At 35.3% G+C, this 12,395-nt stretch carries 11 protein-coding genes, 1 pseudogene and 1 other annotated feature; of the genes and pseudogenes, 10 read left to right on the plus strand and 2 right to left on the minus strand.

From position 1 onward, the window contains the following. The first annotated feature begins 153 nt into the window (after positions 1 to 153). The 4 genes from MHH42_RS08860 (at position 154) to MHH42_RS08875 (ending at position 3,801) form a co-directional block, all read left to right on the plus strand. Positions 154 to 1,365 carry an MFS transporter gene (locus tag MHH42_RS08860; RefSeq protein WP_001149404.1) on the plus strand — a complete coding sequence of 404 codons (1,212 nt, stop codon included), beginning with the start codon at positions 154 to 156 and terminating at the stop codon, positions 1,363 to 1,365. Positions 1,366 to 1,375: 10 nt separating this feature from the next. Continuing rightward, positions 1,376 to 2,293 carry a cysteine synthase A gene (gene cysK, locus MHH42_RS08865; protein ID WP_000762271.1) on the plus strand — a complete coding sequence of 306 codons (918 nt, stop codon included), beginning with the start codon at positions 1,376 to 1,378 and terminating at the stop codon, positions 2,291 to 2,293. Positions 2,294 to 2,370: 77 nt separating this feature from the next. Continuing rightward, a complete protein-coding gene (locus MHH42_RS08870; protein WP_000771309.1) occupies positions 2,371 to 2,883 on the plus strand; it encodes a GNAT family N-acetyltransferase in 513 nt (170 codons plus the stop codon). Between the two features lie 93 nt (positions 2,884 to 2,976). Continuing rightward, positions 2,977 to 3,801 (plus strand): DUF4037 domain-containing protein, encoded by an 825-nt coding sequence (locus MHH42_RS08875; protein ID WP_098063998.1) that lies wholly within the window; start codon positions 2,977 to 2,979, stop codon positions 3,799 to 3,801. 39 nt (positions 3,802 to 3,840) lie between these two features. Here MHH42_RS08875 and MHH42_RS08880 read toward each other — a convergent pair whose 3' ends face one another. Beyond that, on the minus strand, positions 3,841 to 5,475 hold the full coding sequence (locus MHH42_RS08880; RefSeq protein ID WP_000107898.1) for a putative polysaccharide biosynthesis protein: 1,635 nt from the start codon (positions 5,473 to 5,475) through the stop codon (positions 3,841 to 3,843). Positions 5,476 to 5,841: 366 nt separating this feature from the next. Further along, positions 5,842 to 6,064, plus strand: a binding site (T-box leader). 298 nt (positions 6,065 to 6,362) lie between these two features. On the opposite strand from MHH42_RS08880, the gene MHH42_RS08885 reads away from it, so the two are divergent. After that, entirely contained in the window at positions 6,363 to 7,700 is a 1,338-nt protein-coding gene (locus MHH42_RS08885; protein ID WP_001088191.1) for a sodium-dependent transporter, read from the plus strand. A gap of 143 nt (positions 7,701 to 7,843) precedes the next feature. Here MHH42_RS08885 and MHH42_RS08890 read toward each other — a convergent pair whose 3' ends face one another. Next, positions 7,844 to 8,548: a polysaccharide deacetylase family protein gene (locus tag MHH42_RS08890; RefSeq protein ID WP_000726868.1), complete on the minus strand. Its 705-nt coding sequence runs from the start codon at positions 8,546 to 8,548 to the stop codon at positions 7,844 to 7,846. 326 nt (positions 8,549 to 8,874) lie between these two features. Here MHH42_RS08890 and MHH42_RS08895 point away from each other — a divergent pair, with 326 nt between their 5' ends. The 5 genes and pseudogenes from MHH42_RS08895 (at position 8,875) to MHH42_RS08915 (ending at position 12,292) form a co-directional block, all read left to right on the plus strand. After that, on the plus strand, positions 8,875 to 9,138 hold the full coding sequence (locus MHH42_RS08895) for a CD3324 family protein (RefSeq protein WP_000878303.1): 264 nt from the start codon (positions 8,875 to 8,877) through the stop codon (positions 9,136 to 9,138). Positions 9,139 to 9,299: 161 nt separating this feature from the next. After that, a complete protein-coding gene (locus MHH42_RS08900; RefSeq protein ID WP_001015539.1) occupies positions 9,300 to 9,986 on the plus strand; it encodes a DUF421 domain-containing protein in 687 nt (228 codons plus the stop codon). Between the two features lie 110 nt (positions 9,987 to 10,096). Next, positions 10,097 to 10,738, plus strand: a complete 642-nt coding sequence (locus MHH42_RS08905; RefSeq protein WP_000387067.1) for a FusB/FusC family EF-G-binding protein — start codon at positions 10,097 to 10,099, stop codon at positions 10,736 to 10,738. 164 nt (positions 10,739 to 10,902) lie between these two features. Further along, positions 10,903 to 11,799: an RCC1 domain-containing protein gene (locus MHH42_RS08910; protein ID WP_001106793.1), complete on the plus strand. Its 897-nt coding sequence runs from the start codon at positions 10,903 to 10,905 to the stop codon at positions 11,797 to 11,799. Positions 11,800 to 12,092: 293 nt separating this feature from the next. Further along, positions 12,093 to 12,292: pseudogene (locus MHH42_RS08915) on the plus strand (hypothetical protein). Positions 12,293 to 12,395: the final 103 nt, after the last annotated feature.

A 12,395-nucleotide genomic window follows, 5' to 3' on the forward strand; every position in this document is an offset into this window, starting at 1 on the left:
GCTGAAAGTTACAAGGATGCAAGCCAATGACGGAAGTTAAGTTATATTTCTGGAAAAAGAAATGAAAGCAGTATAGAATGGAAATGTTTCAAAAGTCAGAATTTATTACACCTACTTTAATAAATATTTTGTACAGAAAGGGGAGATTCACATATGCAGGCAGTTTCACAAAAAAAAACTGTAGAAACACCGACAATATACCGAATATTATTTGCGATTAGCTTCGGACATTTTTTAAATGATTCGATGCAAGCAGTTGTGCCGGCGTTGTTTCCTATTTTGGAAAAAACGATGAATTTATCCTATATGCAAGTAGGGTGGATTGCGTTTGCGTTAAATATGACGTCATCGATTATGCAACCGGTGTTTGGTATGTATTCAGATAAGAAGCCGTCACCATTTTTATTACCACTCGGCATGTTTTCGAGTATGCTTGGAATGATTGGACTCGCGTTTGCACCAAACTTTATTATTGTTATTATTTCTGTTTTATTTATTGGCTTAGGTTCTGCAGTCTTTCATCCAGAAGGCGCTCGTGTTGCGTATATGGCGGCAGGTGCAAAACGAGGGTTAGCGCAAGCGATTTATCAAGTTGGGGGAAACACGGGGAATTCCTTAGCTCCCATTTTTACAGCGCTAATTTTCGTTCCGCTTGGTCAAATTGGTTCTTTAGGTTTTACAGCATTTGCAGCAGTAGGAATTATATTATTAATTTTCGTATCGAATTGGTACAAAAATGAATTAGCAACCGGCGCTGTAAGAAGGAAGAAGAGAGCTGCACTTGAGGCGGAAAATGCAATTGTAAGTACACACATTAAATTCGTTATTATACTTCTTGTTTTTCTTACTTTTGTGCGCTCTTGGTACGGTGCCGGTATCGGGAATTTCTATCAATTTTACTTAATTGAGCATTATGATTTATCTATAAAAAATGCCCAGTATTTCGTATTCGCATTTATGATTGCTGGTGTGTTAGGAACTTTCTTCGGAGGACCGTTAGCAGATCGATTTGGTAAGAAAAACATCATCGTATTTTCAATGTTAGGTTCAGCGCCACTTGCACTGTTATTACCACATGTCTCACTTGTGTGGGTCGTACCTTTATTTTTATGTATCGGTTTTATTAGTTCAAGTAGTTTTAGTGTAATTGTTGTATACGCGCAAGAGCTTGTTCCGGGAAAAGTAGGGATGGTATCAGGTCTAATTGTAGGTCTTGCGTTCGGCCTTGGTGCTCTAGGTGCTGTAGTACTAGGAAAGTTAGCTGATATATATAGCCTTCAGTTCATTATGATATTATGTAGTTGTTTACCGTTAATTGGACTTACTTCATGGTTATTACCAAGTGATAAGAAAACGATAGAATAGGGGATGTACTATGAAATTATGTGAAAACGTAACAGAATTAATAGGAGATACACCTGTCGTCCGATTATCTAAATTTATTCCGGAAGACGCAGCGGATGTGTATGTGAAACTAGAAATGTTTAACCCATCACGTAGTGTGAAAGACCGTGCTGCTTATAATTTACTTCATGTTGCAGAAGAAAATGGTCTCATTAAACCAGGGGATACAATTATTGAACCGACAAGTGGGAATACAGGAATTGGTTTAGCGATGAACGCAGCTGCTAAAGGGTATAAAGCGATTTTAATTATGCCAGACAATATGTCAAAAGAGCGTATTAATTTATTGAAAGCATACGGGGCAGAAGTAGTTTTAACACCAGCAGAACAAAGAATGCCAGGAGCAATTGCGAAGGCGTTAGAACTGCAAAAACAAATACCGAATAGTTTTATCCCGCAACAATTTGAAAATCCAGCTAATCCGAATATTCACCGTTATACGACTGCACTTGAAATTTACGAACAAATGGATGGAGAGCTTGATGCTTTTGTTGCAACGGCAGGAACAGGCGGAACGATTACAGGGACTGGTGAAACGTTAAAAGAGAAATTACCAAACTTATATATTGCAGTAGTGGAACCGAAAGGATCTCCCGTTTTATCAGGTGGTGTACCAGGTCCTCATAAACTAGTAGGAACAAGCCCAGGATTTATTCCGAAAAACTTAAATACAGAAGTGTATAATGAAATTATTCAAATTGCAGACGAAGAGGCTTTAACGACAATGAGAAACTTAGCTAGACAAGAAGGCTTATTAGTAGGGCCGTCTTCAGGAGCTTCTGTGTACGCAGCAATTATGATAGCGAAGCGCCTAGGCGCTGGTAAAAAAGTTTTATGTATTGCACCTGATACTGGTGAACGTTATTTGAGTATGGGGTTATTTGAATAAAAATGATAGAAACCCCTTAATGGTGAAATAGAGCTATTAAGGGGTTTGTTTTAGGGGATTAAGAGGGGGAAAGCACGATGAAACTATTAAAACCAACGCATAAATATAGTGAACAAATTATAGAGTATCGGGAGGCTTTTTTACATGCAGGAGAACAACCACACGGTAGTAGCTCTTTACAAAATTTTGATTCCCTAGCTGAATGGTTTGAAAAAGTGAGTATACAAGAAGTAGGAGAAAACTTACAAGCGAATCGAGTGCCATCTAGTCAGTTTTTAAGTTTTGAAAAAGGGGAACTTATAGGTTTTGTGAATATTAGACATAGATTAAATCCAGAATTATTAAGGGAAAGCGGTCATATTGGATATAGTGTCCATCCGAATAAACGTCGCCACGGTTACGCTACGAAACAACTAAAGCTTGCATTAACTGAAGCGCAAAAATTAGGATTGCAGAAAGTATTAATAACTTGCGATAAATCCAATATCGGTTCTGCTAAAACGATTCAAAAGGTTGGCGGTGTGTTAGAAAATGAGGTAGTTTCTTCTCGTACTGGTGAAGTTGTTCAGCGTTATTGGGTAGAAATTTGATTAAGTGTGAATTTGAAAAGGTAATATAATATGCAATATCGAAATAGATAAATGAAGAGTAAGGGGAGTACTGCAGTTTTAGGGGGGAATGAAATGGGATTAAGAGAGAAAGCGATAGAAATGTCAGAGATTTATAGAAAAAACCCGAAAATCGAAGCTATTATTTTAGCAGGTTCAGTAGCTAGAAAATTAGAGGATGAACATTCAGATATTGAATTACATATTTTATGGTCGGAACCACCAGAGGATGAGGATCGTAAAGAGCCTATTAATCATATTGGTGGAAAAATTTTATCATATTATCCTTACGAGGAAGAAGAATGGTCGGAGACGTATTTGACGAAAGAAGGAATTAAACTAGAGATTAGTAATTTTTTAACAGTGACCGTAGAAAAAATTATTTCAGAAGTTGTAGAGCGGTATGATATCAATTATGAGAAACAATGTATTGTATCATCCATTCATGATGGTGTGAGTTTGTATGGAGAAGTGAAAGTACATACTCTAAAAGATAGAGTTGAAGCGTATCCAGAAGAATTGGCGCAAAAAATGATTGCAGAAAACCTTTGGTTAAGCAATCGTTGGCATAATCGAGAGGCTCTTTTAAAACGAAAAGATTGGCTTATGCTATATGATGTTATTTGTGAAGTTCAAAGTAATATATTTGGAGTCTTATTTGGTCTGAACCGCATGTACGTGCATCATCCTGCATTTAAATGGATGCCATATAATGTGGAACGAATGGGGATTAAGCCTGAAAATTTATATGAGCGTATGGCGAATATTTTAATAGGACATCCAGAGAATAGTGTGAAAGAGTTAGAATTGTTAATGGGAGAGGTATTACATTTAGTAAAACAATATACTCCAGAATTAAATATTGCGGAGCAACAAAAACGCATTCAATATGCAAAGTAAAAACAAAAGATGTAACAACGAGTTACATCTTTTGTTTTTTTATTTTACTAATTTTCCTAGTACAGGTAAACGTTGAATACGATTACCAAGAATATGTGAAGCGAGTCCACTCGTTAATACGAATAAAAGGTAAACAAGCCCTCCTGCCGCACCACATATAAATACAATGAGCAGTGATTCGATATAAGATTGGCCAGGAATAATCCAGCTTATAATTGCTTTTAATGCAATTACAACAGCAGACATTGCTGCGGAGTATATCGTAATAAGAAATACTGTTTTCACCGTTTCACCAATTTTAAATTTCGCAAACTTAATGATGCAATACAACATAATAATATTCGAAACGAGGTATCCGAGAATTGTTCCAAGTACAGCACCGTGTCCACCGAATAAGTGTAAAAGTGGTATGTTTACTACAATCTTCACAAGAATACCGATTGAGAATGCAATCATTGTTTTTCTTTGATAATCAATGCCTTGTAATATAGCTGCAGAAACTGTGAAAATCGCACCTAATATAGCAGAAGGTGCAAATGAAATTAAATATTGTGATCCATCAAGTGCAATTTTAGGATCTACATAAATCATTCGGAATGCATCGTAAGCGATGCTAGCAAGACCAAATGCAGCTGGGATAGTGAAGAATAACAATACTTGGAATATCTTTGAAATTTGTTCTTGTAATTCTTCTAGTTTTCCGCTTGTAAATGATTTCGTTATAGCCGGAATAATTGTTAATGAGAATCCAGTTGCAAGTGAAGCCGGAATCATAATTAACTTTTGTGCATAGTTCGTTATATAAGCGAAAACTGCATTCGCGGTTTCTAAAGGCTCTCCCATCGCTCTAAGGACATCAGCTACGGTATATTGATCTACTAACGTATAGAGTGGAATTGCAATACCCACAAATACAATTGGGATTGCATATCGAAGTAATTCCATATAAATATTTCGTAATGGAATATCGGATGCCCTTGACTTTAATTCACCTTCAGGAGGCTTTAATCCGTTATACTTTTTCCAGTACAGCATTAAAATAGAGACGCTGGCAAGTGCCCCGATAACAGCACCGAATGTAGCAACAGCAACAGAAGAGGCTACGGAACCTCCTAATATTTTGGAAACGATGAAGCTACCAACTAAAATGAAAACAACGCGTGCGATTTGTTCTACGACTTGAGAAACAGCACTTGGTTTCATATGTTGAAAACCTTGGAAATAGCCGCGTGTAACACTCATAGCCGGTACGATAATAAGTGCGAAACTTAATGCCCGCATTGTAAGTGTTACGTCAGCGATAAATTGTGGATTTGGCGTTTTAGAGCGAATAATAAATTGTGATATGTAAGGCGCTCCAATAAATAAAATTAAAAATCCTAAAAAGCCCATAAATAGCATTAATTTTATGCTCGAGCTATACAATTTTTTACTTGTACTATAATCACCGAGTGCATTATGTTTTGCAACAAATTTGGAGACGGCAATAGGAATACCGGCAGTTGAAAAGCTTAATAAAATACCATACCAAGTATATGCATATCCGTATAAAGCGACCCCTTGTGTTCCAACTAATAATTGAAAAGGGAAGAAGTATATAAAACCTAAAATACGTGAAATCATTGTTGCACCGCTTAGTAAAGCAGTACCTTTTAAAACTTTTGAAGTAGACAAAATTTGTTCCTCCTACTCATGTTGCCTTGCATGTATCTCGCTCTTTGAGGGCAGTAAGACTCCTACCTCAAAATGAGGCTGGAGAAAGAAGTTAAGTGGAAGCCCTGCTACTACGAGTAAACGCAAAATTGGTGAAACTTTAATCAGTGGGGCATCCTCCGCTGATTAAAGTTTCACTTTACCGTATACTACTATAAACCTGTTAGAGAAGTTAATACAGTATAAACCATATAAGTTCAAATACTATTCATACAAAAGTCATATTTCAAATTTTTAAATAGAATATAAGACATAAAAACTTAAAATATAAGTTGACACTATTTTTAATGTGTGATAAAAATGATAGTAATCAATTCGGAAAATAATATTTGGGCAATGAAAGGGTATAGTAATGAAAATCTCCCTATTTCAGAGAGCTGATGGTTGGTGTGAATCAGTATATAGATTATTCATGAAGTTCGTCCTGGAGCATCTTTCATAAATCTCACATTATGAGGAAATGGAAGACGGTAGTTTATACCGTTATCAAATAAAGTGGTGAAGATTTTTTCACAACTAGGGTGGTACCGCGATATTTATCGTCCCTACGTATTTACGTAGGGACGTTTTTTATTTAGGTCCTAACTTTGCTGTGGCTTCATAACTAGGGTGGTACCGCGATATTTTATCGTCCCTACGTATTTACGTAGGGACGTTTTTATTTAGGTCTTACTTTTGTTGTATCTTCATAACTAGGGTGGTACCGCGATATTTTTGTCGTCCCTACGTATTTACGTAGGGACGTTTTTTTATTAGGGAGGAAGTGAACGTATTAGAAAAAAGTATTGATAGAACAATATAAACACCAAATTATAAAACAGAAAAAGATAAAGAGAGGAGATTAACAGATGAATTCACAGCAATGGACATCGAAATTAGGTTTCGTATTAGCTGCAGCAGGTTCAGCAATTGGTCTTGGGGCGATTTGGAAATTCCCATATATGGCCGGCATCGGAGGAGGCGGCGCATTCTTCCTTATTTTCATCGGTTTCACATTATTAATTGGTTTACCGCTATTATTAGCCGAATTCGTTATTGGGAGAAGTACACAAAAAGAGGCCGTTGATGCGTATAGAGAAATCGCACCGAAAACGTTATGGCCGTGGTTAGGTAAATTAGGAATTGTAACATGTTTCATATTACTTTCTTTCTACAGTGTTGTAGGAGGATGGATTTTATTATATTTATGGAATGCAATTACAGGTAGACTATGGGAAGGAAATGGGGCGTACGAAGCTACGTTCGGTGAAATCATTTCCAATCCGTATTTAGCAGTCGGATCACAACTATTATTCATCCTTATTACTATTTTCATCGTAAGTAAAGGTGTACAAAATGGTGTTGAAAAAGTAAATAAATATTTCATGCCAGCACTATTCGTTTTATTCTTTGTCTTAATTGTTCGTGCACTTACATTAGACGGTGCTGGTGAAGGAGTTCGCTTCTTCTTACAACCTGATTTCTCAAACGTAACGTCAGAAATTATTTTATATGCGATGGGGCAATCGTTCTTCTCATTATCTGTCGGTGTAGCCGTTATGGTAACGTATAGCTCATACTTACCGAAAGAAGAAAGTTTACCGCGTTCAGCATTTTCTATTGTAGCTTTAACGCTCGTTATTACATTACTTGCAGGACTTGCGATATTCCCGGTTGTATTCGCATTTGGAATGGAACCATCTCAAGGACCAGGATTATTGTTTATCGTATTGCCAGCTATTTTCAGTAAAATGGCGTTCGGAAAATTATTCTTCATCGTTTTCTTATTACTATTCTTCTTTGCTACTATTACATCAGCAATTTCGATGTTAGAAATTAGCGTTGCATCTTTAACTGCAAAAGGTAAAGGGAAACGTGAAAAAATGGCTTTAATCGTTGGATTATTAATCTTCGTTGTTGGAGTACCATCAGCATTATCATTTGGTATATTAAGTGATCTGAAGATTTTTGGAAAGACTATTTTTGATTTATCGGACTATGCAGTTAGTAACGTATTAATGCCGCTTGGTGTTCTATTAGTTTCTATCTTTGTTCCTTTAAAAATGAAGAAAGATGTATTAATGAAAGAGCTTGGTGTAAGTAAAAATAAAGGCTATAAACTATTCGTATTATGGTTATTCTTACTTCGCTATATCGCACCAATTGCGATTATTATCGTATTCCTAAATGCGCTTGGAATTATTTAACAAAAAAGGTAGCGTATCGTTATATGATACGCTACCTTTTTTATCCTTTTATTTGCCGGGCAGTAAGACCCCCACCTCAAAACTCAGCGAAAGCGAAGAAGTTAAGTGGGGGATGGGCACCCCCCACTGATTAAAGTTTCACCTTATTTTGCTCTTTTTTGCAGTTCATTTACTGTGACGAATTGATATCCCTCTTTAGATAAAGAGTCTAAAATACCTTCAATGGTCTGTAAATTTTCATTAGATTTATCATACATAGGGTGTAATAAAATGATAGAACCTGGTTTTACATTTTTATTAACGTAGTCAATTTTATCAGCTGTAGATTTATAAAAAGTATCAGGCTCAAGATCCCACGTAATCGTTTCGATATTATTTTTATTTAAATAATAGGGTAGCCCAATTAATTTTTTTCCGTTAGGGGGTCTAAAATCAATTTCATCTGTAAATCCTGTTTGCCGGATTAATGAATTCGTTTTTTCTATTTCATCTTTAATAAAAGAAGGTGTTTTGAAAACCATTCTATTATGAGAATATGTATGGTTTCCAAGTTGGTGCCCAGATTGCGTGATAGCTTCTCCTAATGATAGATTTTTCTCTAGTTCATTTCCAATTAAAAAGAAAGTAGCTTTAGCGTTGTATTTATCCAGTAAAGGTAATATTTGTTTTACATTGTTAGTAGGGCCATCATCAAAAGTTAAAGCGATTACTTTTTCATTTGTTTCTACGCGTTGTGTTAAATCTCCAAATAATTGAAAGTTTCTTGCGTTCATCAATTTGTATGTTCCGAATAATACTGTGATAATAAAGAATAGTGTAACGATTGTAATGATAATTTTTTTCTTCATAATGTAACCTCACAATGATTTTTGATTTGATTAAAAAGTATTATATCAAACTAAGTAATTTCGTGCTTTAAGAAGGGTGTGGATGCAAGGAGAGGAAATTTATCATATAATAAAATGCAAAAGGTATATTAGGAGGTGTTTATATGGCGATTATAATTCAATTGCCAGACACTGCAACGTCTCATGCAAAGCCAAGTATGGAAATGGCGATACTTTGCGTGAGGTAGACAAGTAATATACAATCGCCTAAATGAGCTCGTATCATTTTTTATATTTGGCTTTGCACCTTATTGAAATGAACCATAAAAAATAAGGGGCGAGCAGAAATGAAATACGTAAAGGCTGCGGCAGTTTTACCAGAAAGTTTAATTGCTGAAATTCAAAAGTATATACAAGGTGAAACAATTTACATTCCAAAACAAGAAACGAAACATTATAAATGGGGTACACGATCTGGAGGAAGAAAACAATTAGATGAAAGAAATAACGCGATTAAAGCAGCATTTAAAAGCGGAATTGCTATTCATCAACTTGCAGAAGAATATTTTCTTTCTGGGGAAACGATTAAAAAGATTGTGTATTCTAAATAAGAGGAAAAGAGTCTGATTCATATATTACTTTGAATCAGACTCTTTTTGTTTTATATGTATTGGATATATGAGGTGTGAACGGGCATGATAATAGAAAAAATGTGCCGTTTTTTTTATTAAATGGTATACAGAGCACTTGAAAAGTAGAAAGGTGAACATATATGAATCATATTGGACAAATAACGATAGAGCTTTTAGTTGGTTTTTTTGTTCTATTAATTGCTACAAAAATATTAGGGAAAACACAAATATCTCAGCTAACGCCCTTTGATTTTATTTCTGCAATCGTCCTAGGTGAGCTCGTTGGAAATTCAATATATGATCCTAAAATTAAAGTATGGTCTATTTTGTATTCAGTATTTGTTTGGGTAATTTTAATTTATACTATAGAAGTGATAACACAAAAAATAAGGGGAACAAGAAGGTTTTTTGAAGGATATCCTTCAATTATTATTCGTAATGGAAAGATTGATCGTGAACAATTAAGCGTAAATCATTTGGATATAAACCAATTACAACAAATGCTTAGGCAACAAAAAGATATATTTTCAATTCGAGAAGTTGAGTATATGATATTGGAACCTAACGGAAACATAAGTGTATTGAAAAAAAGTAAATATGAATCTCCTACTATAAATGATTTAAGTTTAAAACATAAGCCTGTATACTTACCGATTTCATTAATTAGTGATGGGAAAGTAGTTAAGGATAATTTGAGGGAAGCAGGTTTTGATGAAGGATGGCTTTATAAACAAATAAAGCAAAAAGGAATTACTAAATTTGAAGACGTATTATATGCAGAATGGAAAACAGACGATGGTTTCTTTTGTCAGGAAATGCAGCGATAGAGAATAGGCGATGTATGTAATGTTTGTTTCTAAGTTATCTTTTACATATCAAAAAACTGAATCATTGTATACAATAAGACTAGATCAACAATTTGTATGGAGTGATAAAGATGGAAGCTTTTATTAGAAGTGATCAATATAATTTTATAAAATCACAAGCTTATATTTTAGCAAATGGGCACGCAACGGCAAATGATAGAGGTGTAATTCAAGCATTAAAATCACTTGCGATTGAAAAAATAATACATGTATTTGAGAATTTAACGGATGAACAGAAAGAGTTAATCGATACGGTATTAACAGTTCAAAATAGAGAAGATGCAGAATCGTTTTTAATGAAAATAAATCCGTATGTCATTCCGTTTCAGGAAGTTACAGCGCAAACATTAAAAAAATTATTTCCTAAGGCGAAAAAGTTAAAACTTCCTGATATGGAAGAACTGGATATGAAAGAATTATCCTATTTAAGCTGGATTGATAAAGGATCCAGTAGGAAATTTATTATAGCGAAAAATGATAAAAATAAGTTTGTTGGTCTGCAAGGAACTTTTCAAAGTTTAAATAAAAAAAGCATTTGTTCATTATGTCATGGGCATGAAGAAGTAGGAATGTTTTTAGTGGAAATTAAAGGTGATGTACCAGGAACTTTCGTTAAAAAGGGAAACTATATTTGCAAAGATGGTGTAGCTTGTAATCAGAATATGAAATCACTTGATAAATTGAACGATTTTATTGAACGATTGAAGAAATAAAGAAGGAACCTCTAGTATTTAAACTGGAGGTTTTTATTTTTTGAAGAAGTAATAATAGACTTCTTTTGTAGCTGTAAATTTATAAAAAAAGTTGGGTCATTTATAATGAAATTAGATAAAAATATCTATTTGGATACAGTTGCTTATATGCAAGGAGGAAAAACATGAATTACATTTCACCGAAAGAAGAAATGTTAAAAGCGAAACGGTGGCCTAAAGATACGATAGCGGCAGGTCGTGGTCATACCGTTGCTCTTAAATTGGATGGCACGGTAGTAGCAGTGGGGCGAAATAAAGAAGGAGAATGCAATGTAAGCAGCTGGTGTGATATTGAAGCAGTCGCAGCGGGTAATGTTCATATGGCGACGAACACGGGTAATGCACATACAATCGGTCTTGCATGTGACAGTACTGTGGTAGCTGTGGGTTGGAATAAGCATGACCAATGTAATGTACACGATTGGCATAATATTGTCTCGGTTGCGGCGGGATGGCGTCGTACTATTGGCCTTAAATTGGATGGTACGGTAGTGGCGGTGGGCCGAAATAAAGAAGGAGAATGCAATGTAAGTGGCTGGCGAGATATTGTGGCGGTTGCGGCGGGTGACTGGCATACAGTCGGTCTTAAATTGGACGGTACAGTGACGGCAGTGGGGAATAATCGATATGGCCAATGCAATATAAGCAGCTGGCGAGGTATTGTATCGGTCACAGCGGGTTATCTTCATACTGTTGGTCTTAAACGAGACGGAACGGTGACGGCAGTGGGGAATGGTAAACATAACCAGTGTGACGTGAGTGGTTGGAGGGGTATTGTAGCAATAGCAGCTGGTACGAATCATACAATCGGTCTTAAATCAGACGGAACGGTGGCGGCAGTAGGTTGGAATGAGTATGGCCAATGTAATGTAAGTGATTGGCGAGATATTGTAGCAATAGCGGCTGGTTGTGCACATACGGTCGGACTTAAATCAGACGGAACGGTGGTAGCGGTAGGTAATAATGAATTTGGCCAATGCGATGTAGGTAGCTGGAGCGGTATTCTCCTGCCGGGTAATTAGTTTTTTACGACTGGATGATTCAACCGTTTTATTCGTCTTAATATTTGTAGGGCAATCAAAATATTAAAATGCTAATAAATATCCAGTAATATTATTCTATTTCGGGAGTAAGTATGGAATAAGATATGTGGAATATAATAAACCTTAATTTTGCTGAATAAGATAAGAATCCTTTTCAAAATGGATTCTTATTTTTTTTTGTTAAATGAGGGTTTATATGACATTTTTGAACAAGTTTTATTTCACAGTTACAGTAGGAGACGTAGTTTAAAAGCATAAGAAGAGGTGAAGAAATGCTTAAAAGATTTTTGCTTTTTTTACCAAATTTTCTACTTGTATGTATCGTACTCTATATAACATATACAACTTCTTTAGTTTTGGACAGATGTTAGTAATTTCAATTGCAATTGGAATCATTGGTACTCTTGTTATAAGAATTTGTACGGATGTATTTATGTTCATCAAGTGGGCAATTAAACAAAGGAAATCTTGAATATGTTTAATAACTATTAGGAGAAGATGAAATGACAAATAAAAAGAATAGAGTGAAAAACGAAATAATAATTTGGACATTAACAGCGATTGGTTTTGTAATT

It is taken from the genome of Bacillus sp. FSL L8-0099, from assembly GCF_038006385.1.
GTDB classification, from domain to species: domain Bacteria; phylum Bacillota; class Bacilli; order Bacillales; family Bacillaceae_G; genus Bacillus_A; species Bacillus_A toyonensis.

Excerpts from the sequence above, each read along its gene's own strand:
- MHH42_RS08860 (WP_001149404.1), top strand. The coding sequence starts at position 154 with ATGCAGGCAGTTTCACAAAAAAAAACTGTAGAAACACCGACAATATAC.
- cysK (WP_000762271.1), top strand. The coding sequence starts at position 1,376 with ATGAAATTATGTGAAAACGTAACAGAATTAATAGGAGATACACCTGTC.
- MHH42_RS08870 (WP_000771309.1), top strand. The coding sequence starts at position 2,371 with ATGAAACTATTAAAACCAACGCATAAATATAGTGAACAAATTATAGAG.
- MHH42_RS08875 (WP_098063998.1), top strand. The coding sequence starts at position 2,977 with ATGGGATTAAGAGAGAAAGCGATAGAAATGTCAGAGATTTATAGAAAA.
- MHH42_RS08885 (WP_001088191.1), top strand. The coding sequence starts at position 6,363 with ATGAATTCACAGCAATGGACATCGAAATTAGGTTTCGTATTAGCTGCA.
- MHH42_RS08890 (WP_000726868.1), bottom strand. The coding sequence starts at position 8,548 with ATGAAGAAAAAAATTATCATTACAATCGTTACACTATTCTTTATTATC.
- MHH42_RS08895 (WP_000878303.1), top strand. The coding sequence starts at position 8,875 with ATGAAATACGTAAAGGCTGCGGCAGTTTTACCAGAAAGTTTAATTGCT.
- MHH42_RS08900 (WP_001015539.1), top strand. The coding sequence starts at position 9,300 with ATGAATCATATTGGACAAATAACGATAGAGCTTTTAGTTGGTTTTTTT.
- MHH42_RS08905 (WP_000387067.1), top strand. The coding sequence starts at position 10,097 with ATGGAAGCTTTTATTAGAAGTGATCAATATAATTTTATAAAATCACAA.
- MHH42_RS08910 (WP_001106793.1), top strand. The coding sequence starts at position 10,903 with ATGAATTACATTTCACCGAAAGAAGAAATGTTAAAAGCGAAACGGTGG.